The 26,738-nt window shown below is 35.1% G+C and carries 24 protein-coding genes; 16 read left to right on the forward strand and 8 right to left on the reverse strand.

Going from position 1 to position 26,738, the window contains the following annotated elements; genetic code table 11:
• The first annotated feature begins 72 nt into the window (after nt 1–72).
• The 8 genes from ELD05_RS00720 (at nt 73) to ELD05_RS00755 (ending at nt 6,698) form a co-directional block, all read left to right on the forward strand.
• A complete protein-coding gene (locus tag ELD05_RS00720; protein ID WP_127350947.1) occupies nt 73–1,059 on the forward strand; it encodes a glycoside hydrolase family 5 protein in 987 nt (328 codons plus the stop codon).
• Nucleotides 1,060–1,233: 174 nt separating this feature from the next.
• Entirely contained in the window at nt 1,234–1,728 is a 495-nt protein-coding gene (locus ELD05_RS00725) for a VanZ family protein (protein ID WP_127350948.1), read from the forward strand.
• Between the two features lie 258 nt (nt 1,729–1,986).
• Nucleotides 1,987–2,352 carry a GntR family transcriptional regulator gene (locus ELD05_RS00730; protein ID WP_127350950.1) on the forward strand — a complete coding sequence of 122 codons (366 nt, stop codon included), beginning with the start codon at nt 1,987–1,989 and terminating at the stop codon, nt 2,350–2,352.
• A gap of 8 nt (nt 2,353–2,360) precedes the next feature.
• Nucleotides 2,361–3,068, forward strand: coding sequence for an ATP-binding cassette domain-containing protein (locus tag ELD05_RS00735; protein WP_127350951.1), 708 nt, complete (start codon nt 2,361–2,363; stop codon nt 3,066–3,068).
• Complete coding sequence (locus ELD05_RS00740) at nt 3,055–3,807, forward strand: hypothetical protein (protein WP_127350952.1); 753 nt, start codon at nt 3,055–3,057, stop codon at nt 3,805–3,807. The genes ELD05_RS00735 and ELD05_RS00740 overlap by 14 nt, the downstream gene beginning before the upstream one ends.
• A gap of 23 nt (nt 3,808–3,830) precedes the next feature.
• Nucleotides 3,831–4,571 carry a hypothetical protein gene (locus ELD05_RS00745; RefSeq protein ID WP_127350953.1) on the forward strand — a complete coding sequence of 247 codons (741 nt, stop codon included), beginning with the start codon at nt 3,831–3,833 and terminating at the stop codon, nt 4,569–4,571.
• Between the two features lie 32 nt (nt 4,572–4,603).
• On the forward strand, nt 4,604–5,545 hold the full coding sequence (locus tag ELD05_RS00750; protein WP_127350954.1) for an ABC transporter ATP-binding protein: 942 nt from the start codon (nt 4,604–4,606) through the stop codon (nt 5,543–5,545).
• Nucleotides 5,529–6,698 carry an ABC transporter permease gene (locus ELD05_RS00755; protein WP_127350955.1) on the forward strand — a complete coding sequence of 390 codons (1,170 nt, stop codon included), beginning with the start codon at nt 5,529–5,531 and terminating at the stop codon, nt 6,696–6,698. Before ELD05_RS00750 ends, ELD05_RS00755 begins: the two co-directional genes overlap by 17 nt.
• Nucleotides 6,699–6,795: 97 nt before the next feature.
• Here the strand turns inward: ELD05_RS00755 and ELD05_RS00760 are convergent, their stop codons facing one another.
• Genes ELD05_RS00760 through ELD05_RS00775 form a run of 5 tightly spaced genes read right to left on the reverse strand, consistent with a single transcriptional unit; the run spans nt 6,796 to nt 10,258 of the window.
• Nucleotides 6,796–7,290: a DNA-binding protein gene (locus ELD05_RS00760; protein ID WP_127350956.1), complete on the reverse strand. Its 495-nt coding sequence runs from the start codon at nt 7,288–7,290 to the stop codon at nt 6,796–6,798.
• An 8-nt stretch (nt 7,291–7,298) separates the two neighbouring features.
• Nucleotides 7,299–8,810 carry a TrkH family potassium uptake protein gene (locus ELD05_RS00765; RefSeq protein WP_127350958.1) on the reverse strand — a complete coding sequence of 504 codons (1,512 nt, stop codon included), beginning with the start codon at nt 8,808–8,810 and terminating at the stop codon, nt 7,299–7,301.
• 15 nt (nt 8,811–8,825) lie between these two features.
• Nucleotides 8,826–8,960, reverse strand: a complete 135-nt coding sequence (locus tag ELD05_RS14705) for a hypothetical protein (RefSeq protein WP_277601421.1) — start codon at nt 8,958–8,960, stop codon at nt 8,826–8,828.
• A gap of 15 nt (nt 8,961–8,975) precedes the next feature.
• Entirely contained in the window at nt 8,976–9,641 is a 666-nt protein-coding gene (locus ELD05_RS00770) for a potassium channel family protein (protein ID WP_011915763.1), read from the reverse strand.
• Nucleotides 9,638–10,258: a potassium channel family protein gene (locus ELD05_RS00775; RefSeq protein WP_127350959.1), complete on the reverse strand. Its 621-nt coding sequence runs from the start codon at nt 10,256–10,258 to the stop codon at nt 9,638–9,640. Before ELD05_RS00775 ends, ELD05_RS00770 begins: the two co-directional genes overlap by 4 nt.
• A 146-nt stretch (nt 10,259–10,404) precedes the next feature.
• Between ELD05_RS00775 and ELD05_RS00780 the strand changes: the two genes are divergently transcribed.
• The 7 genes from ELD05_RS00780 (at nt 10,405) to ELD05_RS00810 (ending at nt 22,045) form a co-directional block, all read left to right on the forward strand.
• A complete protein-coding gene (locus ELD05_RS00780; protein WP_127350961.1) occupies nt 10,405–12,144 on the forward strand; it encodes a SpoIID/LytB domain-containing protein in 1,740 nt (579 codons plus the stop codon).
• The gene (gene queA / locus ELD05_RS00785) at nt 12,141–13,178 is read left to right on the forward strand and encodes a tRNA preQ1(34) S-adenosylmethionine ribosyltransferase-isomerase QueA (RefSeq protein ID WP_127350962.1); all 1,038 of its coding nucleotides are present in this window, start codon (nt 12,141–12,143) and stop codon (nt 13,176–13,178) included. The genes ELD05_RS00780 and queA overlap by 4 nt, the downstream gene beginning before the upstream one ends.
• 132 nt (nt 13,179–13,310) lie before the next feature.
• Nucleotides 13,311–13,907 carry a hypothetical protein gene (locus tag ELD05_RS00790; protein ID WP_127350964.1) on the forward strand — a complete coding sequence of 199 codons (597 nt, stop codon included), beginning with the start codon at nt 13,311–13,313 and terminating at the stop codon, nt 13,905–13,907.
• A gap of 143 nt (nt 13,908–14,050) precedes the next feature.
• On the forward strand, nt 14,051–15,514 hold the full coding sequence (locus tag ELD05_RS00795; RefSeq protein ID WP_127350966.1) for a TIGR02677 family protein: 1,464 nt from the start codon (nt 14,051–14,053) through the stop codon (nt 15,512–15,514).
• 33 nt (nt 15,515–15,547) lie between these two features.
• A complete protein-coding gene (locus tag ELD05_RS00800; RefSeq protein ID WP_127350967.1) occupies nt 15,548–16,687 on the forward strand; it encodes a TIGR02678 family protein in 1,140 nt (379 codons plus the stop codon).
• 49 nt (nt 16,688–16,736) lie between these two features.
• Nucleotides 16,737–20,792, forward strand: a complete 4,056-nt coding sequence (locus ELD05_RS00805) for a TIGR02680 family protein (protein WP_127350969.1) — start codon at nt 16,737–16,739, stop codon at nt 20,790–20,792.
• On the forward strand, nt 20,789–22,045 hold the full coding sequence (locus ELD05_RS00810) for a TIGR02679 domain-containing protein (RefSeq protein WP_127350971.1): 1,257 nt from the start codon (nt 20,789–20,791) through the stop codon (nt 22,043–22,045). Before ELD05_RS00805 ends, ELD05_RS00810 begins: the two co-directional genes overlap by 4 nt.
• A gap of 121 nt (nt 22,046–22,166) precedes the next feature.
• On the opposite strand, the gene ELD05_RS00815 is transcribed toward ELD05_RS00810, so the two are convergent.
• Entirely contained in the window at nt 22,167–23,519 is a 1,353-nt protein-coding gene (locus tag ELD05_RS00815) for a sensor histidine kinase (RefSeq protein ID WP_127350972.1), read from the reverse strand.
• Nucleotides 23,516–24,169, reverse strand: coding sequence for a response regulator transcription factor (locus tag ELD05_RS00820; RefSeq protein WP_127350974.1), 654 nt, complete (start codon nt 24,167–24,169; stop codon nt 23,516–23,518). The genes ELD05_RS00815 and ELD05_RS00820 overlap by 4 nt, the downstream gene beginning before the upstream one ends.
• A gap of 219 nt (nt 24,170–24,388) precedes the next feature.
• On the opposite strand from ELD05_RS00820, the gene ELD05_RS00825 reads away from it, so the two are divergent.
• The gene (locus tag ELD05_RS00825) at nt 24,389–24,940 is read left to right on the forward strand and encodes a DUF2680 domain-containing protein (protein WP_127350976.1); all 552 of its coding nucleotides are present in this window, start codon (nt 24,389–24,391) and stop codon (nt 24,938–24,940) included.
• Between the two features lie 269 nt (nt 24,941–25,209).
• Here ELD05_RS00825 and ELD05_RS00830 read toward each other — a convergent pair whose 3' ends face one another.
• A complete protein-coding gene (locus tag ELD05_RS00830) occupies nt 25,210–26,574 on the reverse strand; it encodes a hypothetical protein (RefSeq protein WP_127350977.1) in 1,365 nt (454 codons plus the stop codon).
• Between the last annotated feature and the right edge of the window lie 164 nt (nt 26,575–26,738).

A 26,738-nucleotide genomic window follows, 5' to 3' on the forward strand; every position in this document is an offset into this window, starting at 1 on the left:
AAATGAATAAGAAAGGGGGACTTGTTAGTTTGCCTTTTCTATTTTTTTTATCATAATAGGGGGAACTAAATGATGAACAAACTTCCAAGATACAAAGGATTCAACCTACTTGGGCTTTTTGTTCCCAATATGAGCTATGGCTTTTTTGAGGACGATTTTAAGTGGATGTCGGACTGGGGATTCAACTTTGCAAGAATACCCATGAACTACAGGAACTGGTATGTAGAAGAAAGACCTGAAATCAAAGAAGAAGTTTTGGAGATAATAGACAAGGTGGTAGTCTGGGGTCAAAAGTATGATATTCATATCTGTCTTAACATACATGGTGCGCCGGGCTATTGTGTGAATGAAAAAACAAAACAGGGGTATAACCTTTGGAAAGATGTAGAGCCGCTTGAACTTTTTGTTTCATACTGGCAGACTTTTGCCAAAAGGTATAAAGGGATATCTTCAAAACATTTGAGTTTTAACCTTATAAACGAACCAAGACAGTTCTCAGAAGAAGAGATGACAAAAGAGGATTTTTTAAAAGTCATGACGTATACAATTGAAAAGATAAGAGAGATTGATAAAGAGAGGCTTATTATAATTGACGGTGTTGACTATGGTAATGAACCTGTTTTTGAGCTCACAAGTTTAGGTGTGGCACAAGCTTGCAGGGCATACATTCCATTTGAGCTGACACATTACAAGGCAGGGTGGGTTGAAGGAAGTGACAAATTTTCTGAGCCTTCATGGCCGCTTGTGCGTGACAATGGTGAGGTTATTGACAGGGAATATTTAAGAAGACATTATGAGAAGTGGACAAAACTATTTGATTATGGAGTTGGGGTTATCTGCGGTGAAGGGGGAGCTTATAAGTACACCTCTCATGATGTTGTTTTAAGATGGCTATCTGATGTTCTGGAAGTTTTAAAAAAGTTTGGTATTGGCATTGCGCTTTGGAATTTGAGAGGACCGTTTGGAATAATTGATTCAGGAAGAGAAGATGTGGAGTATGAAGACTTTCATGGTCACAAGCTTGACAGAAAGCTATTAGAGCTTTTGATGAGATTTTAGCAGATTACTGTAAACATAAAAAGATTGTGACTTAGCCCTGTTTATGAGGCACTTTGTCATAAAAGTCTTGTCCAGTTTTGTGGTATTGCACGATGGTAAGATTGATGAATTGGTAATATAATTGATGATATAACACCTGTTTTGCTCAAATAGAAGAAAGGAATATTCACTTTGGTGAAAAGAAAAATATACATAAGATGGACACTTGTCTTTGTGTGGATGGCTGTGATTTTTTACTTTTCATCCCAAGAAGGAGCTATTTCGCACCAAAAAAGCTTTTCAATTGCACTTTTTATTGAAAGGATAATTGAGGCATTAGCAGGAAAAGACATTATAACAGCTGCAAACAGAAAAGGTTTTGAGTTTTTAATAAGAAAGATTGCGCATGTTACAGAGTACTTTATCTTATGTATGCTGTTTTATGGAGCTTTTTTTGAGACAAACAAAAGTTCAAAAAAATCTGCCATATTAAGTGCTATTTTTTCGGTCCTTTATGCTATTTCAGACGAGTTTCATCAGATATTTGTCTTTGGCAGAGGTCCAAGCCCCGTTGACGTGTTGATTGACTCAATAGGGATATTTGGGTATTTGGGGATAAGAAGTATGAAAGGTAAATTAAATAAAACTATGAAGATGAATTGTGATGAAAATAAAGGAGAAGGCTTATAAAAAATTGTCATTTAAGATGCATTACGCCTCTGGTTTGTGGGATATTTCAAATCAGGGGCGATTTTTTTATTACTTTTGGCTGGGTGATAATTTGTATCGAATTTGTTTTTCAAATTGTTGGATATGATTTTAAAAAAACCACATTTCTCATTTTAAACGGTCCTTAAAAATACAACGATATGATTTAAAAAATGTATTGACAATATTGCAGTATTAGTGTATTATTTAATTAACACACTAACACATGGAGGAATTATATTGCTAAAATTTGACCCTAACATTCCAGTGTACTTACAGATAATGGAGTTTTTAAAAAAGAAAATTGCCAGTGGAAATTTGCAGCCGGGAGAAAAACTTTCATCTGTTCGGGAGATGGCGCAGATGTTTGGTGTAAATCCCAATACAATTCAGAGGGTTCTTCAGGAATTAGAAAGGGAGAATCTTATTTTCACAGAAAGAGGAATTGGAAACTTTGTGACAAAGGATGAGAGAGTAATAGCTAAGATGAGAGAAGAAATGGCTGCAAAAATGATAGAGGATTTTATTAAGTCAATGAATGATATTGGTTTTTCAGATAAAGAAATTATACGGCTTCTTGAAAAAAAGATTAAGAAAGAGAGGTAGAGCTAAAAGTGCTTCTTGAAGTTAAAAACGTAACAAAGTGGTATGGTTCAAGAAAGAAAATAGCTTTGGAAAATGTTAGCTTTTCCTTGGATAAAGGTAAAATTGTGGGACTGATAGGCGAAAATGGAGCAGGGAAAACCACTCTTTTAAAACTCATTGCTGGGTTTGTTCAGCCAAGTACTGGAGAGATTTTAATTGAAGGCAAGAAGGTTGGGCTTTTGACAAGAAGGTTTGTTGCTTTTTTACCTGATACAATTATGTTTGAGAAATGGATGAGAGTAAGTGATGCCATTGAGTTTTTTAAAGATTTTTATGATGATTTTGACAACTCAAAAGCATTTAAATTGTTGGAGAAGTTAAAAGTTAATCCCAAGGAGAAGGTACATCAGTTATCAAGAGGAAATATAGAAAAATTTTCCATTGCAATGCTCTTTTCCAGAGACACAAAACTATATCTTTTAGATGAACCTTTAGCGTATGTTGACCCTGTTTCAAGAGATTTTGTCTTTGAGATGATATTACAAAATATATCAGAAGAAAAAAGCATCATAATTTCAACTAACATCATATCTGAAATTGAACACATATTTGATGAAGTTATATTCTTAAATAATGGAAAAATACTTTATTATGGTTCAACCGAAAGAATAAGAGAAGAAAAGGGACTTTCAATAAACCAGTTTTTCAAAGAGGTGCTCAAAGATGAAAATATTTAAATTGATAAAATACCAGATGATAGATCAAAAATTTTTTTACATTATATTTTTTATTGTTTTAAACTTAGTTGTATTTTATTTCTATCGCTATGGGGGAAAACTTACTTTAAATAATAATCCAGTTATTGAAAATTTTCTTGTAGGAGTTTCATTTTCTTACATGCTTGCAACACTATCATTATTAATACTTCACATAGTTATGTATTATAACCTTTTATCGAAAGGAAAAAAGTATCTAATTTTTGGTTCTCTTTATGCAAGTGCAGCCAATGTCTATTTTGCAAGACTGATTAATTTTGTTTTAGACATAATGCTTACAAAAGCTTATCTATTATTGCTTTTATTTGCAATGAGTATGGTAGATGAAAAACTTTACGGCAAATATTGGTGGTGGATTTTATTATTTAACAAGATTATGGATTTTAAAACTAATTGTGGAATTGTTCTGGTAGATTTATCACTTGTTCTTATGCTAAGCCTTTGGATGCATATTTGTATGATATTTAAGTGTTGGAATAATAGACATTGTTATAATGCTGTGGATACTGCTGTAGACATAATTGCGCTTCTTTTGTTTTTGGTACAGGGTTTTGCCGGTGGTGGACCAATTAATATAATTCAAAAGGTTAATCTTTCTACTTTTCTGCTAAATTTTATAGTTATAGCAATTACGCTAATAGCGATTGTTCTTTTTGCTATGACTTCCATTTCACGCATGAAAACTAAAATGGATTTGTAAAAGAAAGGGTGGTAAAAGTGTTTTTGAGATTTCTGAAGTATGAGATTAAAAGAAGAAAGGGGATAACTGCTTACTGGGTGGTTTTAGGCTGTGTTGCTGCACTATTCGGCAGCAATTATTTTGATAATCAAAAAGCTGTTATGGCAGTGGCTCTGTTCCTTTCTTTTTTGACAGCGTTTATCTACACTTTGGTTGAATACTCTTCGGTTTTCAGGTCAGGTCATGGTTATTTGATATTTGGATCTCCAAAGCTTAAAGGAATGCATATAGTTTTTGGAAGAATACTAATAATTTTACTGGACATCTTATTATATTTGGTGTCATTTACAATTATTGAAGTTTTTTTAAATATAGTTTTTCGTCAAGCTTTTCAGAGCTTTTTAATACGAGATACGGCAAACTTATTGCTAAAAGTATTTACTTCCTTTAGAGCTTTTTGTGCTTTTTTACTCTTTACTGCCTCATTCTTATTACCATACTTATTCATTTTCATGATAATAACATTTTCTAATACAGTTTTTAGAAGATTAAATATATGGCTCAGCCGATTAATTACTATCATTATGGTGGCAGTTGCACCAGGGATTTTGATATACTCAATTTCAAATCCTTTTATTGATGCACTGCTTTTTCCTCAGTTCGAAGATTATAAAGCTTTGAATGGTAGTTATTTGTTTTGGGCTGTAAGTGGAATACACATATTGGTAATAGCGGTTATTCTCTTGGCTTGTGCTAAGGTAATTGATAAGAACTTAAATTTATAAAATAAATAGGAAGTGGAGGTGTATTTAGAAAAATGTCAAAAGCAGTTGAGGTCATTTCTGTTTACAAAAGATTTGGAAAAAAAGAAGTGATAAAAGGAGTTTCTTTTGATATTGATGAGGGCGAGACTGTAGGCTTTGTGGGGCCAAATGGAGCTGGCAAGACAACAACAATTAAAATGATGACAGGGCTTATACGACCAACAGATGGCCAAATCAAGATTTTTGGGCATGATGTTGTTAAAGAGCCTTTAAATGCAATGAGGTATGTAGGCTGTATTGTTGAAAAACCGGAGGTTTATGAATTTTTAACCGGTTTTGAGAACATGGCTCAAATTGCACGAATTTATAGAATTGGTAAGGAAAAGATTTATGAAGCAGCTAAATTTGTGGGAATTGATTATGCTTTGAAAGAAAAGGCTAAAAAATATTCACTTGGCATGAAGCAGAGGCTGGCATTGGCAATGGCAATTTTGACAGAACCAAAACTTCTTATCTTAGATGAGCCAACAAACGGTCTTGACCCTTCAGGAATAATTGAGCTAAGGAACCTATTGAGAAGTCTTTCGAAAGACAAGAAGACAACCATTTTTATCTCATCCCACAACCTTAATGAAATAGAAGAAATCTGTGAGAAAGTGATATTTATTAAAGATGGGAAAATTGAGATGGTAAAGAAGTTAACGCAGAAAGGAGAAAATGGATGCAAGAGATTTGTTGTTGTTTTGAACACGGATAATTTAGAAGTTTCACAAATTACCAAGATTATTGAGAAGTTCAATCAAGTAAAAGTGGTGAGCACTGATAGCGACAAAATTGAGGTGGAGCTTCTGGGAGATAAGAAGATGGATTTTCTCAATTTTTTGTTTCAAAATAATGTGTCTGTTCGTGATTTTTATGAAAAGACTGAGAATTTGGAAAGTGTGTATTTAAAAATTTATAGTGGTGAGGTGTTGAGTAATGAAAGATCTTATTAAGAATGAAATTATAAAAATGTTTTACAGAAAAAAAATACTAATTGGACTTGCTGTTATTTTAATTTCATCTATTGTAGGTGTATGGGGTACAATTGCAATTATAAAATCAACATCTCCTGAAAATGAGATAAAAATTACACAGCAAAAGATAGCTAATTTAAAAAAAGAGAGAATGAAAACAAAAGACCCTATCAAAAGACAAAAGATAGATGAGCAAATATTACAAAGTCAGGCTTATATAGATAATTTAAAAATCTCTATGAAATCAACAGACTGGAGAAAAGATGTTAAAAATCAACTGGCTAAGCTCAAAAAATCAATGAAAGAAGCTACTGATTTGAGTTTGCTGGATTCAAAAGAATACTATAGGGAGCAAATATTAGAGTATGAATACTGTTTAAAGAAAAACATAAAACCTTATACTTTGTGGCAAATCAATAACTGGACGGTTATGAACATATTTTTAGGATTGATAATTTTTCTTCTACCGTTTATAGTTTTTATCTTTGCTTCAGACATTGTGTCAAATGAAATATCTCAAAAAACAATAAGTTTATTAGTGACAAGACCCATAAGCAGATTTAAAATAGCTCTTTCCAAGTTTATTTCTGCAACTATTGTGTGTTCAGCACTTGTGATAATTTCAGAAATTTTGGTGTTTATAATAACAGGATTATTATATGGTTTTATAGATTTAAAATATCCGATTACTGTTGGCACAAGATACAGAAAACACGGTTTAGAGTTGATACCAATATATGGTAGTACTTATATAGTGCCATTAGGAAAATTCTTGATATATGCATTGCTTTTACAGCTTTTAATCATAACTGCTTGCTGTGCGCTTAGCTTTTTTATTTCAGCAATTAGCAAAAGCAATTCAACTGCAATTACTTTGAGTTTTTTGATGGTATACGGTATATATTTTATAGTCTCTCCTATTTCAGAGGTAGTTTCTAAACTAAATTTTTTAAAAGCATTTTTACTTTACACCTATCTAAACCCATTAGATATTTTAGAAAATAATATTGCAACAAATGTTATGATATCTATAATGACACCATTTGTAAGCATTTTGATTTTATTCGGATATATTGTTGTATTTTTATTAACTTCGCTAAAAATATTTAACAAAAAAGATTTGCTTGTTTAACAATCTAAAAACTAATTCTAAGATATCTTTCTTTTCCCTCCCTTTTGGACAAAAAAGTTTATGCTCAAACTCCAAAAGGGAGGGTCTATTTTTATCTTTACCACTTGTTTCTAAACACAATCCACATAAGAAAACTTCCAATAAGGAAAATTCCTATCCCAAAAACTGCTTTTGCCCTATCAACTTTCTCATCCACTTTATACCCTCTTTTTACAATCTCAGCCTTGTGTGCATGTATGTCCAAATCACCGCCGTGTTCTTTGCAAGCTCTATTGAAAATGCCTTTTACATAAACAATATCTCCTTTTACTCGGTATCTTCCCAAATATTTTATTTTCTTTGCATCTTCATATCTCATAAAAATTCCGATGGCATTTTGACCATCATGAATATTGACCCACGCAAAATCTCCTCTTTTCATTATCTCGCCAATCGCTTCGCCTTGAAACTCAACCACTTTGCCATCGTATTTAAAAGCGTTGTTAATGAGAGTGTTGCTATCAATGGGTTTTGCAGATGCAGTTTCTTGAAGGAGCTTTATCAAAAATCCAATAAGAATTATAACTAATACAATCCAAGATTTTCTCATCATCTTCTTTTCTATCCTTCCCTTGCTTCTTTAAATAAGAATGCAAAAAGAGCTATTACAGACATAAACTCAAGCCTTCCAACCCACATCATGAAAATATAAATCACTTTTAAACCATCTGGCATTGAAGGTTGGGTAATCCCGCTTGAGAGTCCAACATTGCCAAGCGCTGAGGCAGACTCAAACATTGCCTGTTTTAGAGGGTATCCATAAAAAGTGCCAGCCAAAGTGCCAATAGTAAATGTTACAATGTACAAAAGGACAATGATAGATGCATTTCTCACATGCCTGTCTTGCAAAGCCACCTCTTTTAAATGATGAAATTTCTCAACAACAACAGCAGAATCTGGTCGAATCATTTTTTTGATATCATTCACAAGAGCATTTGCCAATATTGCAATTCTGAGTGCTTTAATACCACCTGCAGTTGAGCACACAGACCCACCTGCAAGCATTGCTATTACAATGAGTATAATAGCCGCATCTGACCACTCATAGAAAAACTGCTGTGAATAAAGTGTTGCAAAACCTGTACCTGTATGAGCAGATACAAAGTGGTAAAACACCTTTCTAAAAGCAATAATTGGTGTTGAATAAACTACCTTGAGAGCAATTATTCCTAAAACGCTTAGGGATGTTATTGTCACAAACAAGCTTTTTATCTCAGCATTTCTGATTCCTTCTTTGTAATTTCCACTCAGGATAAAATAGTGCAGAGCAAAGTTTATTGTTCCTAATAGCATTATCATCATACTAATAATTTCATATGATGTGCTATGAAAATACATTGCATTTTGAGATTGTGGTGCAAACCCGGCTGTGTCCCAACCGCCCAAAAACATCCAAAGACCCCTGAAAAATGCCATATCAAGAGGAAGACCAATTAAAACTCCGGTTATTGTAAGTGCCGTTGTGCCCAGAACCAAATACAAAAGGCTTACAAACCAGATTATTCTTGCAGTGTGAATGACATTTGGGAAGATTTGCTCATCTCTTGCCTCGCCCATGTAAACTTTTAAAAGCCCGCGCATACCGGAGGCTAAAAAGCTCAAGGTCATGAGCACCATGCCTTGTCCGCCAATATATGTGATTAAGTGTCGCCACATATTAAGCCCCATTGGTGCATGGTCAAGGTCTTGGATTAAAACAAGGCCGGTTGTTGTATACCCACTCATCACTTCAAAAAATGCATCTAAATACGAAGCAAAATGACCTGAAAGATAAGGTGGTATGGCTGAAATCAATCCACCCAGCGCCCATGTTAGCCCTACCATGCTCATTCCTGCGCCCCATGAAAACCTCTGGTCTTTTGTGTCTCTTCCGATGAAAATAAAAATAAAACTCAACACAAAAAATAGTCCTGTACCAATCATTAAATTAAAAGCCATATTCCATTCTTTGTATAACAAAGATGTAATAACTGCAATTATTTCAACAAGCCCAATTGCACTTAATGTCTTTCCTGTCATGTAAAGGACATGTCTTAACTCTATATGGTCGCTTTTAAAAACAGACTTGTCCATCGCTTGTTTATCTCCTCACTTTTTAAGCATCAAGAATATCAAGTAAACTAACAATGAGCCAATGAAACCAACTGCGATAAATCCCAATACAAGGCCAATTTCTGTCAAGACCCCTAATGTAATTTTTTTGATATCTCTTTTCTTTTTCAATTCTGCGTCACCTCATTATTTTGAAGAAATAAGCTTTTTAAATTGGCCCCTATCCCTTTCATTGATGATGACCAAAAGAGTATCTCCAGGGAGAATTACACTGTCACCAGAGGGTACAAATGTTTCATTTTCCCTTATTATTGCGCCGATGATGCTCTCTTTTGGAAATGGGACCTCTGCAATCTTTTTGTATGCAGCAGGTGAATTTTTCTGCACAACTGTCTGGAACACTATGATTTCACCATTTTTGAGTGTTGCAAGAACAGACAAAGGCTCTATCTCCACTTCATGCTCTATAATCTTTGCAATGATATCTGTTGATGATATAACATTGTCCACCCCAAGCCGCTTCATTACATTGATGTTTTTTGGATTGTTCGCCCTTGCAATTGTTCTTTTGACCTCAAACACTCTTTTTGCAAGCTGACACGCTATTAGGTTGTCTTCATCCTTTCCTGTGACGGCAATAAAAAAGTCACACTTATGAACCTTTGCATCAGAAAGTGTATCAAGCGAAGTGCCATCTCCTTCTATCACAGTTACATTTGAAAACTCTTCAGCAACTTTTCTGCAAAGCTCTGGCTGCTCCTCAATCACAGTTATGTGATATTTTCCGCTTTCGACCAAGAGCTTTGTCAAAAAATATCCTACCTTTCCACCACCAACAATGACAACTCTCATTGATTCACCTTCTTCTCAGCAATTACCATAATATCATTTTCCTGGAGTTTTATGTTCTTATTCTTAAAGTAAAAATGTTCATTTCGGATTATACCAAAAAGATAACAGTTTTCAGGCAAAACTATCTTATCCAAGCCTTTTCCAATATCATCTCTTTTTGGTGTGACATATTTGAAAAACACATCATCTTTGCCAAACCTGTGCTTATGACGAATCTCACGTGAAAGCAAGATTGATTTGATGTACTCAACAGCCAAGGTTGTTGGACAGATTGTCTCAAGACCAAGCGAGTGGAAAATGTCTTCCCGCAGCGGATCATAAATTCTTGCAATCACTTTTGGAACTTGATAAATCTCTTCTGCTATTTGGGCTGTCATAATGTTTGTACTATCATCAGGTGTTACTGCTGCCAGTGCATCTGCTCTTTCAATCCCTGCCTGTTTTAGCACATCCTCATCAATCACAACACCTTGAATCTTCATGCCGTTAAAGTCAGGTCCAAGCCTTTCAAAGTTTTTTGCATCAGAATCTATAACAACAACATCATGACCTTCATCAGCAAGCGACTTTGCTAAAGTAGACCCAACTTTCCCGCACCCAACCACTATGATATACAATTTTTTGCCCCTCCACCCAAATTATTAGTCTATAAAATTCATAGATTAAATTATATTCTTTTTACAATAGACTAACAAGAGGGTTTTTGGTACAATAAAATAATAAGTTAAAATTTCAAAATCAGAACATTAGGGAGAGACTGAAGTTGAAAAAGAAAGCTTGCTGCGGGGTCGCTTTGTTAATTATCTTTGTTTTTCTTTCAGTTAGTATATTACCCACATTTTCGCAAACTCAAATCCCACAGTGGATAAGAATAGGAATATACTATGCTGACATGTATGGCAGCTCAAGGCCTGTGCTTGAAACAAAAATCTATGCAAAAGGCGGACTTTACATAGGAATTTCTGATGACAAAAACTTTATCACAGTTGCAAATACGCAGAAAGATACTTTAATTGTTTCAAAGGACGTATACAAAAAAGATGGCAAAGAAGGGGCAAACATACACATTGCAGTAGGCAGGTATATATCCTATGCTACTGCAAAGAATGCTCTAAGAGACTATTTGGGTGCATATAAAGATGCTTTTGTGGGCTATATAAACAATGGATACTCTGTACTGATTGGCAGTTTTGACAATCTTCAAGATGCTAAAAAACTCCAATCAAAACTTGGAGGGGCAGCCCTCTATTCTTCTGAAACAATGGTGCTTGTGAAGGATGAAAAAGGAAAAGTTCTTTTTGCTTTTGATGGGCAAAACAGTAAATTCTTAATGCTCATTCCACAACAGGAAAATGGTATAGAGAGGATAAAAGTTGACAACAGGTGGTATCGAGGAAGAGTTGAGTTTAAGCGCATAAAGGGCAGTGATATGACTGTTATAAACGTTTCAAAATTGGAAGAGTACTTATATGGTGTTATAAGGATGGAGATAGACCCGCTTTGGAACATAGAGGCTGTTAAGGCATTTGCAGTCATTGCAAGGACATATGCTGTGAGGAATTTAAACAGACATGGTGCTTTGGGTTTTGACCTGTGCCCTACAGACCATTGCCAAGTGTATGGTGGGGCGGTTGATGGCACATACGGTGAAAAGAGGGCAATTTTAGCTGTTGACTCAACAAGAGGCGAGATAATAACATATAAAGGCAGACCAATTGATGCTGTGTACTTTTCATCAACAGGTGGAATTCCAACAGAAGATTCTGAAAATGTGTGGATGTATCCTGTTGAGTATTTGAGGTCTGTTGATAACTCAAAAGAGGCGAAAAATTCAAAGTCATCATGGACTTTCCAGTTCACAAAAGATGAGATAAAAAATATGCTGAAGAAGAAAAATATTGATGTAGGGGATATATTGGATATAAAAGTCTTAGAGTATACAAAGGCTGGAAGGGTATTAAGGCTCAAAATTGTTGGAACAGCTGGTGAGTACGAGTGCCAGAAAGAAGCAACAAGGCTTTTGTTTGGACTTTATAGCCAGGCATATACAATCGTAACAGATGCAGATGTCAATGTTGTAGATGAAAATGGCAAAGTAAAGCGAACAAGGATTGGTAACAATAAGATTCTTACTGAAAATGGTGAAAGTGTGTTAAATGGAAAAATAAACTCTGAGCAGACTGTTGATAGCAGTATTTATTCATCTGCAAAGAATGATGTTTTTTCAGCTGTATATGATGTTATTTATTCAGGTGATGAAACACGCTCAAACTCTGGGGCAGGCGGCAGCGTGTCAGCAGCTTCTACAGTAAAGGTTGTAAAAGAAGATGGGACAGTAGAAGAGGTACCTGTCATTCCTACAACATACACATTCAACGGCAAAGGCTGGGGACATGGTGTTGGTATGAGCCAGTGGGGCGCAAAAGGCCTTGCTGACAGTGGGTATAACTATAAACAGATTATAAAACACTATTACACAGGGGTTGAAATTGAGAAAAGATGAAAAAGTGGAAACTCAGCGACTTTCACTATGACCTGCCAGAAGAACTAATAGCACAAAAACCAGTTGAGCCGCGCGACTCTTCGAGGCTTATGGTAATTCATCCAGATGGCAGGATAGATCACAGGATTTTTCGCGATATTATAGAGTATTTAAATGAAGGTGACTGCTTGGTTCTTAACAACTCAAAGGTAATTCCAGCACGTTTGATAGGCCAGCGAGAGGACACAGGCAGTTTTATTGAGTTTTTGCTTGTAAAAAGACTCAACATAGATACATGGGAGGTTATGACCCGCCCAGGCAAGAAAGCGCGAAAGGGAAGAAGATTTGTATTTGGAGATGGAAGACTAAAGGCCGAGGTTCTTCATGTAAACCAAGATGAAGGTACACGAATTGTCAGGTTTGAGTATGAAGGTGTATTTGAAGATATTTTAGAAAGCCTTGGGGAGATTCCACTTCCACCTTATATCAAAGAAAAGCTTGAAAATGTAGAAAGATACCAGACAGTGTACAGCAAAGTGCCGGGGTCTGCTGCAGCACCTACTGCAGGGCTTCACTTTACAGAAGAGCTTCTGGATAGAATATCAAAAAAAGGTGTTGAAGTGTTGTATGTTACTCTTCACGTTGGACTTGGCACATTTAAGCCTGTAAAGGTTGAGAATATTGAAGAGCACAAGATGCATGAAGAGTACTATGAGATATCTGAAGATGTGGCAGAGAAAATAAATGAGGCAAAAAAACTTGGCAAAAGAGTAATTGCAGTTGGGACAACATCGTGCAGGGTTTTGGAGTCAGCAGCAGTTGAAAAAGGCTTGGTAAAAGCACAAAAAGGATGGACAGATATCTTCATCTACCCAGGTTATGAGTTTAAAATTTTAGATGGGCTTGTTACAAACTTTCATCTTCCGGATACTACGTTAATGATGCTTGTCTGTGCGTTTGGTGGGTATGAGAGGATAATAAATGCATATAAAATAGCTGTTGAGCAGCGTTATAGATTTTTCAGTTTTGGAGATGCTATGTTGATTTTGAAATAAACTTCGTACCATTGTGAAGCCAGAAGTAATAGTTTTAGTCACAAAATACAACCAGTACAATATTTCCTAATTTACAATTGAGAGATATTTGTATATAATAATTTAAAATTCAGCTCAAGGAGATGTAAAAGGATGGATGAGATAAAACAAATGCTAAGTCTTGTTCTGGAAAGGGTTAATACCATAAATGAAGGCTTAGATGAGGTAAAACAGCGACTTGACAGAGTTGAAGAGCGGCTTGGCAGAGTTGAAGAGCGGCTTGACAGAGTTGAAGAGCGACTTGACAGAGTTGAGGAGCGACTTGACAGAGTAGAGCAGAGGCTTGAAATGCTTGAAAAAAGGGTTGATAGTTTAGAGCAAAGGGTCGAAAGTTTAGAACAGAGAATAGGAATTCTTGAGCAACGTGTTGACAAGCTTGAGGTTGAGACAACCAAGAACTCTGTTATGCTTGAAGACCTCAAGAGAAAGCTTGAGCTTATGGCTGAGATTCAAGAGTCTTACATGCAGCAAAATGCACGCGAACATGAAGAGCTCAAGAAATACATAGATGACAGAATCTCAATTGTTGAGCTTGCGGTAAGAAGGCTTTCGGATGATGTCAGAACTCTAAAAGAAGATGTAAAAGAGCTGAAAGAGAAGAGAGTAAACGTTGAGGTCTTTTATGAAATCCTTGGAAGACACGAGGTTGAGATAAGCAGGCTTAAAAAGGCTCTCCCTAGTGCAAGTTAAAAAGGCTAAAGCACCAGCTCTCGTTGGCAGAAATTGCTTTGATTTTGTTTCAAGCTGCCAATGAGAGCTTTTTTGTTTTGGGTTTCTTTTTTGTGATATAATAAAATAAACTAAAAATTCCTATCAAGGATGAAACAATTGCCATGACACAATTTACAATACCTCTTCTTGCACAAATGAAACAGTTTAAATATCTCACTGAGCCAAATGCAGAAAGGTACAGGGCTATTATGAGGTTTTGCTTTTTAAATCACATGCAGTACAAAAACAGGCTGACAAAGGACGAGATATACAGCTTTTTAAAGACTCTTCCAAACTTTTCTGACTACACAGAAGAGATGTGCGAGCAAGACCTCAAAAGCCTTGTTGACTGGGGTAATCTCAAATCTACCCAAGATACCTCTAAAACAGCCACCTTGCAAGAGTTCAAAAACAAAAGGTTTTTGTACGAGCTTACCTCAATTGGACTTAGGATAGAAAGGTTTTTGTTTGAGCTTGAAAATTCACAGGAAACAAAAGCAGAGCTAAACCCAAAACATATAGAAAAGATATATGGGCTTTTGATTAGCATTGATTCGGTTTTGAAAGATCCTCGAAAACAGGCAGTTGATTGGTGGGATGAGCTAACAAGCGCATTTGTGGAGATAGAAAAGAGCTATACAGAGTACATTTCTATGCTGACATCCTCTGAATATGAAAGTCTAATGATAAAAGAAAAGTTTTTAGAATATAAGTCAAAACTTTTACATTACCTTTACAATTTTCATGACATGTTTCAAAGTTATCTGCCAAGAATAAGGGCTTTATTTTTGAACTTGCCACAACACAAAGTAGATGAGCTTTTGATGTACGTAATCCAAGCAGAAAAGGACCATCCAAAGAATATTTTCAAAGATAGCAGTGCTATAGAAAGCTACATCAAAGGCAGATGGCAGAATATAAAAGATTGGTTTGTCAGTCCAAACGGGCAGGCAGAAAGACTTCTTGAGCAGATTCAGCAGATAATTAGAAAGGTTTCAAGTTATGCAGCAAGGCTTTCAGAGTCCTCAACACTTAAAATAAACAGAACAGAGGAGTATAAACATTTAGCAAAATTGTTTTCAAATCTTGACATATCAGAGTGCCATAAGTTATCTTCTGTTGTATTTGGTGTGATGTGTCCAAAATATATCACAGGTGATTTTCCAAGAGCCACCGAATCAACAACTATTAGCATTCTTGACCTTCCAAGTTTTAAAGTGCCTTTGAAATCACGAGGAAGATTAATAAGAGAAAAGATCAAAGTGGTCCCTGCAAGCGAGTTTTCTGAAGAAAAGAAGAAAAGGTTTGAAGAGTACAAAAAGAAGATTGAAGAAGAAAATGAGCTTTTGCAAAGCCTCCTTAAAGGAAACAAAATAGAGTTTGAAAAGCTTCCCAGGATTACACCAGAGGTAAGAAAAAGGCTTTTTGTGTGGCTGTCACGAGGACTTAGCAGCAAAGTGGCAAACACTGACTCTGGCAAAAAGTTTAGAGTCATAAGACCTCAAGATGATAAAAGGTGTATCTTGGAATGCACTGATGGGAAGATGGACATGCCAGCGTATATCCTTGAGTTTGTTGATGAGTAAACAAAAACTTTACAAAGAAGGAAGAGTAAAAATATGAGTGATCTTTTGAAACTTCTTGAGAATTTTTGGATATTGAAAGAAGAGGATAGTGAGACATTTTACAGGCTAAAAAATCTTGACAAAGAAACAAGAGAGTTTATTGCAAAAAACTTGGGTTTAAGATTTATAACAACCTCAAACATGGTAAAGCTTGAAAAAGTGCCGCTTGTACCCAAAGAGTGTATGGGAATACTTGATTTTGAACAGCCGCGAGACTATGCATTTTTGTGCCTTGTCCTTGCCTTTTTAGAAGACAAAGGTCCAGAGGAACAATTTTTGCTTTCCAACATCACAGAGTATATAAGGATGAACTTTCCAGATGAAGAGGTTGACTGGACACTTTACTCAAACAGGCGCTCTCTAATCAGAGTGCTTAAGTTTTGCGAGAAGATGAGGATGATAAGAATTGACGATGGGAACCAGGAAGAGTTTGCAGAAAATAGTGAGGCAGAGGTGCTTTACGAGTCGACAGGAATTTCGCGATATTTTATGAGAATATTTCCCAAGAGTATTACTGAGTACGGCAGCTGGCAGGAGATTTTAAATAGTGAATTTGAGTTTACAAACGGAATTTCACAGCCTATATCAGATATCAAAAGGATTAGGGCGTACAGAGGGCTTGTTGTTGATGGCAGTGTCAGTTTTGAGAATGAGGATGAGCTTTTGTATATAAAACGTCAAAAGGTTAACATTACATCAGAGCTTGAAAAACATCTGCCAGAGGCAAGTTTTCATATATTCAAATCTTTTGCGTTTTTGGCTATTAGCGAGAATTATAAAAATACCTATCCTGACGATAGCAACCTATGCGATATTCTTCTTTTGGTCGCAAGCGAGCTTTTATCAAAAATAGAAAAGGGGGAATACAGTCTTCACCCTACAAATGAGACCTCGGAGATTCATGTAACTTCTTTAAGGTCCATTTTAGAAGATGTGCAAAAGCAGTACAAAAATTTCTGGAACAAGGAATGGCGAGAAAAAAGCTTTGAGAAGGTGTTTGACGAGTTTTTGAAGTTTTTGTGTGAACTTCGATTTGCAAAACTGCAAGAAGACGGATTTGTTGTAATCTATCCAATATATCTTAAAGTGGTTGGCGAGTACCAAGTTTCAGAGGAAGGTGAAGAGAGTATTTAAAGAAAAAGCATTTTGAAAAAAGAACAAGATGGAGGTTTTTTGATTCAAGATGAGCAAAGAACACAGGTGGGTGCTATCCCGAGCGGGTGTTTTTAACTACTGGTACTATGATGAGGAATATTTTGATTTTTACGAGGGCAGGATGTTGATTCGCGGCCCAAACGGTTCTGGAAAGTCTGTCACAATGCAGAGTTTCATAACCCTTCTTTTAGACGGCAACTATCATCCATCCAGGCTTGACTCTTTCGGGTCAAATGCAAGAAAGCTTGAGGACTATGTCTTAGGAGAACAGGATATCTCAGGGAAGAATGAGTCAACAGCATACCTTTTTTTGGAGTTCAAAAAGGAAAACATATTTGTTTCAATAGGGATGGGTATGAGAGCAAAAAGAGGCTCAGGTGTTGACTGCTGGTATTTTGTCTTGACAGACAACAGAAGGTTTGGGATTGATATATTCTTCTATGAAAAGATTAACGGGCAAAAGATTCCACTCACAAGAAGAAAGTTTGAGAACCTGATTGGCAGTGGTGGCAAGGTCTTTACAAGCAGAAGAGATTATATGCAAGAGGTAAACAAGATCCTGTTTGGGTTTGAGAACGTGGAAGACTTTGAGAACTTGATAGATTTAATAATTCGTGTAAGAGCGCCAAAACTTTCAAGGGATATTAAGCCAGACAGGATATGCACTATTTTGCAAGAGTCGCTTCCTGCACTGTCAGAAAGTGACCTTCGTAGCCTTTCAGAGTCAATTGAAAACATGGACAAAATCCAGACAGAGCTTAAAAACTTAGAGACAATCCAATCTTGCCTTGAAAAGATAAAAAGAGCGTATGATGAGTACAACAGATTTTTGATGTACCAAAGAATTTCTGAGCTGATCGAATCACATAAAAAACTGACAAAAGCAACAAAAGAATATGAAATGCTCTTAGGTGACGTTCAAAAACTTACAGATATGGAATTAAAGCTGAGAAATAGTCTTGATAGTATTGAAAAGGAAGAACAGGCGCTGAAGTTTAGGCTTGAGAGTATAAAAGAAAGTGATATATTTAAGCTTCAGCAGAGGTATGTTGAGCTAAATGCTGAAATTGAAGATTTAGAAAATCAGAAAACTTTAAAACTTTCAAGTTTAAATGACCACATGCAAAGGCTCTCTCAGGCAGATGCTGACATCAAGCGTACGAAACACCAGCTTTTAAATTCTCAGAATCTGATAAAAGACTATATTGAGCAGAGCAAAAAGCTACTTGAGAGTTTGAATATGCAAAGGTTTTCGGATGTACTTGATATTTTTGAGAAAGGTGAGCAAAAAAGCTTAGACATTATTAAAAATGAACTGGCCAGATCGGTAGCTGAAGTAGAAAAAGCTCTTAAAAATTATGATACGTTACAAGATGTGCAAAAGGACTTGGATGTTCAGCTTAGAAAACTTGACCGTAGCAAAAATGAGCTTCAAAAGTACCAAGACGAGTTAAATCTTTTAATTCTTCAGCTTGAAGACGCCAAAAATCTTCTAAAAAGCAAGATCAAGAGCTATTTTGACCAAAACCAGGTTTTAAAAGCAGAGCTTGATGATATAACTTTGATGTTTCAGCTGATAAACACAATTTCGCAAAAGGGCGAGTATGAAGGTGTAAAGAAGATTTTGAATGATGTGTATAGCAGACATTATTTGTCAATCTCAGATAACTTGCGAAAGCTCGAGTTTGAAATGAATCTACTCAAAGAGAAAATTAAAGACAAAAAGAAAAAGATTGAGGAGATTCAAAGCCAAAAAGACGAGTTTATACCTTCTTCAGAGAAACAAAAAAAGGTAAGACAAAGACTTTTAGAAAAAGGTGTGCCGTTTGTACCTTTTTACATGGCAGTTGACTTTAAACCGGGCATAGATGAGAGATTAAAAGCTGTGATTGAGGATGCACTTTTTGAGCTTGGAGTTTTAAATGCTCTCATTGTGCCAGAAAAGTACAAAAATGAAATTGATGAACTTTTGGAAGATGAAAAGGAAGTTGTGCTTTTTCCAAAGCCGGCATATTTTTCTCACACATTAAATGAGTATCTTGAGGTTGCAAACTTTGAAAACGCAGAAGGTTTGATTAATGAGGTTGCAGCTGTAATTGACAGTATCCATATAAATCCTGTGGATGATGGAATATATGTGTGCGAAGATGGGCGGTTTGGAAATGGCATATTAAAAGGGAAGACAACCACACATGAACAGCCGAAGTATATAGGCATTGAGAACAGGCGAAGATACAAGCAAATGCTAATTTTGCAGCTTGAAGAGGAGATACAAAATCTTACAAAAGAGTTGGAAGAAAAGAAAGCCGAGGCTAATTTTCTAAAATCCCAGCTTGAGGTTTTAGAGCTTGAGAAGAAAAACTTTCCAACATCTGCGGACTTAGACACTGCCTTTGACATGATAGATGGGGTTGAGAAAAATATTTCAAAGCTTCAGATTGAGATTGAAGCTCTTGAAGAGAGAATAAAAGAGCTGACAAATAAGCAAAATCTGCTGAAATATGAAATTTCACTGATTGCAACAAAGCTATCACTGCCATCTTCAAAAGAAGTTTTTGCAAAGGCAAAACAAGATGCAAATGCGCTGTCGAGCTTACTTTTGCGTCTTGAGACTGAGGCGCTGCACAAGCAGGAAGTTGAAAGGACGTACCAGAGCCTAAACAGGTTATATGAACAGATAAGAGAAAGTGTAGATACTTTAAATGGCGATGTTCACAGGATTTCTGAAAAGTTAGAGGTTTTAAAACTTCACAAAGAGGAGATTGAAAAAAGGCTTTCGAGCGAGGATGCTCAAAGACTTTTTGATGAGCAAAGAAGAGCATTTGAGCGGCTTGAGAACATCCCAGCTGAGAGAAAAAAGCTTAATGAAGAGCTTTTTAAGGTGACTTCCCAAAAAGCAGCAGCTGAGCAAAAACTTGAATTTTCAAAACAGGAGCTGCAGTCAATTGAAAGTGAATATAAATTAGCCTTGGCCGCATTTAAGATAGAGCTTGGATTTGGTTTTGTTTTCAAAGGGATAGAATTTGAAGATGATCAAAAGCTTTTAGAGTTTGCAAGGTCTAAGGAAGGTGAGCTAAAAGAGTATTCACAGAAGGATTTTTCTTCAATATTTCAGAAGCTTATGTCCATCCATTACACAACACAGATTCAGCTTGCAGAGTTTGGAGCAGACCTTGTTGATTGGAAGGACGACAAGACAACCTACAAAAGGTATTTGTGGACTTGCAGAAAAGAGGGAAGATTTCTTTCTCTTTACCAGTTTATGGATGAAATTGCAGCAGAGATTGCTGAAAAAAAGAACTTAATAACAGAGAGCGAAAGAGAGCTTTTTGAAGAGGTTTTGGCAAAGAACATAGGCTTTAAGATTTCAAGAAAAATCATGCTTGCTCAGGACTGGGTAAAGAGGATGAACGAGCTTATGGCAAATTTGTCTACATCAAGTGGTCTTACATTCCGGCTCTCTTGGGAACAGAAAAGACAAGAGACAGAGGATGAGCTTTCTACAGGTGAGCTGGTAAAGCTTTTAAGCAAAGACCCTCTTGCCGCAACAGATGAAGACAGAAACAAGATTGCAATGCATTTTAGGTCGCGCATAGAAAAAGCAAAAAAGTACCAAGAAAACCCTGAAAATTTTGCAACACTCTATGAGATAATCAAAGAGATTCTTGATTACAGACAGTGGTTTGAGTTCAGGCTCTACTACCAAAAGGTAGGGGAAAGCAGAAAAGAGCTTACAAACAATGCATTTGACAAGTTCTCTGGCGGTGAAAAAGCACTCTCCATCTATGTCCCACTCTTAGCAGCACTTTGTGCTAAATACCAGAGCGCTGCAAACTTTGCGCCGCGGATAATTGCGCTTGATGAAGCATTTGCTGGTGTTGATGAGAACAATATTGAAAATATGTTTGATTTGATTGAAAAGCTTGAATTTGACTATATAATGAACTCTCAGGTTTTGTGGGGGGATTACAAAACAGTGCCAGGACTTTGCATATATGAGCTTTTGAGAGAGAACAATCAGCCATCTGTTCTAAAAGTAAAGTATGTCTGGAACGGGTACAAGAAGGTGTTGGTTGAGGTATGACAAAAGATAAGATTTTCGATGAGTGTGTAGAGTACTTTTCGCAGCCAGGATTTAAGCGTGCGCTGGAGCTTATTCATAGGAAGTACAGGTCTTTGGGGCGATTTTCTGGCAAGATTATTTTAGAAAATCCGTCTGAAGAGGAAAAAGAGGCTTTGTCACGGTATCTTAGAAGGGTTTTGAGAGGCGAGAAGGTTGTCATTGATGTGAAAGACTTTGCCGTGACAAAGTTTCAGGACACTAAGTTCTCAAGGCTTGATTTTAAAAGCATCTTGTCAGCTGTTTTGAAAAAAGAGGTTATCACCAAAAAAGAAGAAAAGGAGTTAGAAAATGAAAGGGTATCAGACTTTTTCAAAAGTTTGTCAGCACATTTTGACAAAGATGAAAATGCTGCAGTGGTTTTAAATGCCTTTAAAGAAAATTTCAAATCATTTGAAAGCTTTTACAAAAAGTATTCACAAAAAGAGTTTTTAGAGATAATGAAAAAGGTCATAGAAGCAATTTTAAAAAAACCACAAAGCCCTGAGACTTTGGCTATTTTTGCAACAAGGGTTACAGGCAACCCTCACTTTTTTGATGATGAGCAAGATGCAGGAAAGATATTTTTAAAGCTTTTGAGTATTATAAACGGTAGAGAGTTTCCCCAAAATGCAGAGGAAAAATCAGAACTGCTTTTTGATAACAACATATTAATTGATGAGCTTTCAAACTGGTGCCTTTTGTATAACATTGGCGGGTATATTGAAGATGGAAAAGAAGATGAAGGACTCAAGTACTTTAGCAATCAAAAAAAGCCTATTATATTGCCACTTTATACTATAAAGGATTATAAAGGATTTTTTGCATACTCAAATAAGCTTGTGGTTGTTGAAAACCCCGCTGTATTTTCTGCGATTGTGCAAAGAGTCCCAGCCATTTCTGCTGTGTGCACAAATGGGCACCTGAGGCTATCAGCAAAGATAATCATTGGAAGCATTGCAAAGACAGATATACCTTTGCTGTACTCAGGCGACTTTGACCCAGAAGGGCTTTTGATTGCAGACAAAGTAATTCAAAACTTTGGTGCAAGACCGCTTTGTATGGATGAAAACCACTATCTTTTGGCCCTATCTCAGAATAAGATAGATGAAAGGCGCTTAGAGATGTTAAAGAATGTAAAAAGTGCTCAGCTTCAAAGCGTCTGCCAGAAAATGAAGGAGCTTCAGCTTGCTGGGTATCAGGAGAGGATTGTGGATAGGATTGTTGAAGAATTGTAGAATTAATATTTAAACAAACAAAAAAATTCCGCAGATAGTGCTAATTAAAAATGCTGTTAAGAGTCTGAGGGGCTGGTATGTATTGAACAGCCCCTTTTAATTTCGGTATTTTAATGTGTGGTTAACTTTTGAGCTTTACAATGAACTCAGCACCTTCTCCTTTTTTGCTAAACACACTAATTTCACCATTGTGCATTTGTATTATTTCTTTTGCTATTGACAAACCAAGTCCACCTATTCCTTTTTTTGCACTTTTGCTATAAAATCTATTGAAAATATAAGGCAAATCTGCTTCATCAATACCTTCTCCATCATCTTTGATTGATACTTTGATATAGTCATTTTCTTTTTCAACTTTTATATAAACGTTTCCTGTATCATTTGTATGATGAATTGCATTGATAATAATGTTGCTAAAAGCCCTTTTTAGAAGTTTGCTATCAGCTTTTGTTACGATATCATCTTCAAAAGGCCAAAACTTTCTATTTCCTTTTATAATGTTTACTTCGCTGATAATTTCATTAAAAAGGCTTTTTAAGTTTATAGGTTGTATATTCAACTGTATAGTACCAGATTGTAGTTTTGATAGCTCAAGAATTTCATTTATAAGATTATTTAAGTGGTCGGCCTCAATCATGATTGAGTAGGCATATTCTTTAATTTGGTCTTTGTTTAATATGTCATCATATATAGCTTCAGCATAACTTTTTATGATGCTCAGCGGAGTTCTCAATTCATGAGTTGTATTTGCTATAAAGTCCCTCCTTAGCTTTTCGGTTTTAGAAAGATTTTGAGCCATATATGTGATTGTTTTTGCAAGCTCACCAATTTCATCTTTGTTTTTAACATCAATTTTAACGTTATAATCTCCCTTTGCTATAGCTTTGGCAGCATCAATGATTTTAAGAATGGGTTTTGTAAATAAACTGCTAAGCGCATATGCACCAATGATTGATGCCAAAAGAGCAGCAATAAAAAGGATAAAGATTTGATTTTTGACATTTCTCACGTCATTTTGTATGTCATGCAAAGGTGTATGAATAAATATTGCCGCTATGATCTTATTATTGTTAATTATAGGCATTCCTAAGGTGATTAATGTACTTCCTTGAAATGTTTTTTGGTCTGTCCGGTAGATAGTTTTTCCTGATAAAACATCTAAAATTGTTTGTCTTTCAATATTCCTTGTTCTTCCAAACATGAACCTACCATGAGATTCTATCAAACTGCCGTTTGAATCATATATTGATACCCTGCCATTTATAATATTAGCTATATTATTTGCTTCACTTGAATAATCAAGGTTATTCTTGAATTTATTAGAAATGTCTTTTGCATATTGAATCATTTTATTTTTTAGATTAGCTTTAAAACTGCTTGTTATAATATTACCTTGTAGAAAAAAATTCAAACCTAACATACAAAATAGCAAAATAGTAGTATAAATCAATAGTTTAAAACTTATCCTTCTCATTTTTTCACCTCAAACTTATATCCATAACCTCTTACTGTTTTAATGTAATCTCTGAGATCTCCGAGCTTCTCTCTGAGGTTTTTAATATGTGTATCCACAGTTCTAAGATCCCCATAATATTCATAACCCCATACGCTATTTAAAATCTGCTCTCTTGAAAGGGCAATGTTTTGCCTTTCATATAGGTACAATAAAAGCTCATATTCTTTTTGAGTAAGATTTATTTTTTGACCTTTTACATATACTTCTCTTGCTGCTTTGTCGATGAACAAAATGTCATTTGAACTGGGCTTTTTAGTTCTCTTTAAAATTGCCTTTACACGTGCAACAATTTCCTTAGGACTGACAGGTTTTACAACGTAATCATCAGCACCAAGTTCAAATCCAAATATCTTATCGTCGTCTTCGCCGCGTGCTGTTAGCATTATAACTGGCGTATCATCCTTTTTCCTTATTTCTCTCAACACACTCCAGCCATCTTTTTGGGGTAGCATCACATCTAAGATTACAACAGAGTACATTGAAGGTTGAAATTTTTCGATTGCTTCGTTTCCGTCCGATGCTTCTTCTACTTCAAACCCTTCTTTTTCAAGATACAACTTTATTATTTTTCTGAGTTTTTCTTCGTCCTCAACCAGCAATATCTTCAACCTATAACTCACTCCTTGTGAATTTTAGATGTGAACAACCATGATTCCTTAAATAAATTTTACCAAAGATTTAAGAAAAAATCTCCATTTTCAAAAGACAATTTATTTAAAAAGATTTTTCTTCACAAAAACTCCACAATTTCTTCACATCAGTTTCACAAAACACCTTTATATTTAAACTTGCAAAACAAAATTTTAGTTTTTGGGAGGTTGATTTAAATGAAAAGAAGAATAGGTTTTGTGGTAGCAGTAGCTTTATTAGTGCTTGCCCTGAACTTAGCTGCTTTTGCCGCAACAAGTGTTTCAAACACCAATCCAGCATCAGCAACTAATACCACAGTTTTGCACATGGCAAGGGGATATGGTGCTCAGTTTATGGCATCAATTGTAGCAAAGCTTACAGGTCTTACAGTTGATGAGGTTGTATATTTGAGGTCACAAGGACAAACTTTCTACCAGATAGCTTTGTCAAAAGGTGTAACAGCTGAGAAGTTTAAGGATGCTGTATATCAATCAAAAAGTGCTTTAGTTGACCAAAAAGTAAAAGATGGCGTTATTACAAAAGAACAGGCGGAGGCAATAAAGGCACAGATGAAAGCACGAATTGACAGCTGCAACGGACAGGGCTACGCAAACAGACCACAAACTGGGGATGGAATATTTGGTGGTGGAAATGGGCAAAAGCAGGGTATTGGGCAAGGTAGAGGTATTGGCTACGGCAGAGGCATGAGAGGCTTTTCAGCAAGGAATTCTTCAAATCAATCAAAATAAGTAAGTAGACATTTGGACTTAGCAGGGTGGTTTGCTCTGCTAAGCCTATTTTTTTATAAACAATTTTAACCAGTTTATAATAATCTTCTTAGGTTATTGAGTAAAAGATATAACCATATGAGATAAATATAGTAACGGAAGAAAAAATTCCCCCTTTGTGATATAATTTTAATTTGTAAAAACTACTCCAACTCACAAGGGGGATATTTTTTTATTTCTCCTATGGATATTTTTACTTACAATGGTTATATCTTTTATTCAACAACTTCTTAACTTTTTTTTAAAAATCGAGGATAAACCATAATCGCATTAAGATCATTTGTTTTAGGGTTTAAAACAAATAAGTAATTTTCTCCATAGCCTATTTTTGCAATAAGCATATCATTATTTACTGAATATATAAGATTTTGTCCTGACTCAAAGTTTTTTGTTTCAATAATTGTATCATTGTTAAAAAACTCCACTTCATTTAAAATCTCATTTGATGAAATTGAAATTGGTAATTCAATAAAAGAAAGTTGGTTAGATTCAATATAATGTTTTATAAAGTATTTACTCGGTATTCCTCCAATTGCATGAGGGTAAAAAGGAATGTACATAATAAAGTGTTTATCTTTTTCTTTGTATATTGGAGGTATTTTTTCTAACGGGAATGGTAAAGAACCAATATAAGAGCTCTTTTTAGTCTCCAGATTGTATGAAATAATATCAGTTTTTTTAGTTATGAAATTTTCTTTATAGTATATGATTGAATAGGATTTGTTGTTTGCATAATAATATGGATTATAAATACGTGCTTTAATTGGGAAATCTAATGTTTCGCAATACTCAGCTTTATCTACTATGTATTTAGTAAACTTAAATTTTCCATTGACTAAATTCTGAATTAATTCTTCACAGGGTATAATTATAATAGTTTCTGTTGAGTTTACAAAATATTGCTTTTTTGCATAGAAAAATACTCTTTTATCAAATGAACATATTTGTCCAGTTTTGATTAATATATTTTTTTTGCCATTAATGCTTACAACGGACATGTCTAATAATTCATAAATGTAGTGCTCATCTATAATGTAAGGATCGATAAAAATCTGTTGTTTTCCTATGATGTCAAAAACTAAAGCAATTTTATTTTTAAAATGATCAATATTTGGAGTTATTACCATAATATATCTATTATTTATAGCACATACATGGATGGGTATGTGGTTTATTAAATTTGCATTCTCTTCACAATAATCTAAAGTATATCTGTAAACTATTTTTTCTTCATTCTTAATTAAATCAATTTGAAATATTTTCAATTCGACTAAATTTGATGAGATGGCTTTTACTGAATAACCAAGCAAGCTTAATTTTTCTTCATCAAAATAAATTATTTCTGAAATTTCGTTTTTTATGATATGAGTAAAAGTCGCTTTAATATTGTTATTTTCTAATGCCACAATTATAATTGATTGTATATTATAGGTATCATAACAATCGCTAATGGTAAATAACACGTAACTATTACTCTGATAAATGACACTTACATTATTAATGTTTTTTGCTAATAATGAAGAAACATCAAAATTAGTAGGATTTCCAAAAATATTAAATAATTCATTTAAATTGTATATCATAATTTTAGACATATTGCTATGCTCACTCCATTCCTTATTTTGTTTTCAACATAAGACATAGGGTTGTTGTAGTTTTAATTACAACAACCCTACTAAGTTATCTTACGGGAAGAAAATATGACATGGTAATTTATATACAAAGCTTGATGTTATATATTAAAACTTGTATAATGTAT

Origin of the sequence: Caldicellulosiruptor changbaiensis (assembly GCF_003999255.1) — a bacterium.
GTDB lineage: Bacteria > Bacillota > Thermoanaerobacteria > Caldicellulosiruptorales > Caldicellulosiruptoraceae > Caldicellulosiruptor > Caldicellulosiruptor changbaiensis.

What these genes read in the sequence shown, in the direction of transcription:
- ELD05_RS00720 (WP_127350947.1), top strand. Translation starts at nt 73, where the DNA reads ATGAACAAACTTCCAAGATACAAAGGATTCAACCTACTTGGGCTTTTT.
- ELD05_RS00740 (WP_127350952.1), top strand. Translation starts at nt 3,055, where the DNA reads ATGAAAATATTTAAATTGATAAAATACCAGATGATAGATCAAAAATTT.
- ELD05_RS00750 (WP_127350954.1), top strand. Translation starts at nt 4,604, where the DNA reads ATGTCAAAAGCAGTTGAGGTCATTTCTGTTTACAAAAGATTTGGAAAA.
- ELD05_RS00755 (WP_127350955.1), top strand. Translation starts at nt 5,529, where the DNA reads ATGAAAGATCTTATTAAGAATGAAATTATAAAAATGTTTTACAGAAAA.
- ELD05_RS00760 (WP_127350956.1), bottom strand. Translation starts at nt 7,290, where the DNA reads ATGATGAGAAAATCTTGGATTGTATTAGTTATAATTCTTATTGGATTT.
- ELD05_RS00765 (WP_127350958.1), bottom strand. Translation starts at nt 8,810, where the DNA reads ATGGACAAGTCTGTTTTTAAAAGCGACCATATAGAGTTAAGACATGTC.
- ELD05_RS00770 (WP_011915763.1), bottom strand. Translation starts at nt 9,641, where the DNA reads ATGAGAGTTGTCATTGTTGGTGGTGGAAAGGTAGGATATTTTTTGACA.
- queA (WP_127350962.1), top strand. Translation starts at nt 12,141, where the DNA reads ATGAAAAAGTGGAAACTCAGCGACTTTCACTATGACCTGCCAGAAGAA.
- ELD05_RS00790 (WP_127350964.1), top strand. Translation starts at nt 13,311, where the DNA reads ATGGATGAGATAAAACAAATGCTAAGTCTTGTTCTGGAAAGGGTTAAT.
- ELD05_RS00795 (WP_127350966.1), top strand. Translation starts at nt 14,051, where the DNA reads ATGACACAATTTACAATACCTCTTCTTGCACAAATGAAACAGTTTAAA.
- ELD05_RS00800 (WP_127350967.1), top strand. Translation starts at nt 15,548, where the DNA reads ATGAGTGATCTTTTGAAACTTCTTGAGAATTTTTGGATATTGAAAGAA.
- ELD05_RS00805 (WP_127350969.1), top strand. Translation starts at nt 16,737, where the DNA reads ATGAGCAAAGAACACAGGTGGGTGCTATCCCGAGCGGGTGTTTTTAAC.
- ELD05_RS00810 (WP_127350971.1), top strand. Translation starts at nt 20,789, where the DNA reads ATGACAAAAGATAAGATTTTCGATGAGTGTGTAGAGTACTTTTCGCAG.
- ELD05_RS00815 (WP_127350972.1), bottom strand. Translation starts at nt 23,519, where the DNA reads ATGAGAAGGATAAGTTTTAAACTATTGATTTATACTACTATTTTGCTA.
- ELD05_RS00825 (WP_127350976.1), top strand. Translation starts at nt 24,389, where the DNA reads ATGAAAAGAAGAATAGGTTTTGTGGTAGCAGTAGCTTTATTAGTGCTT.
- ELD05_RS00830 (WP_127350977.1), bottom strand. Translation starts at nt 26,574, where the DNA reads ATGTCTAAAATTATGATATACAATTTAAATGAATTATTTAATATTTTT.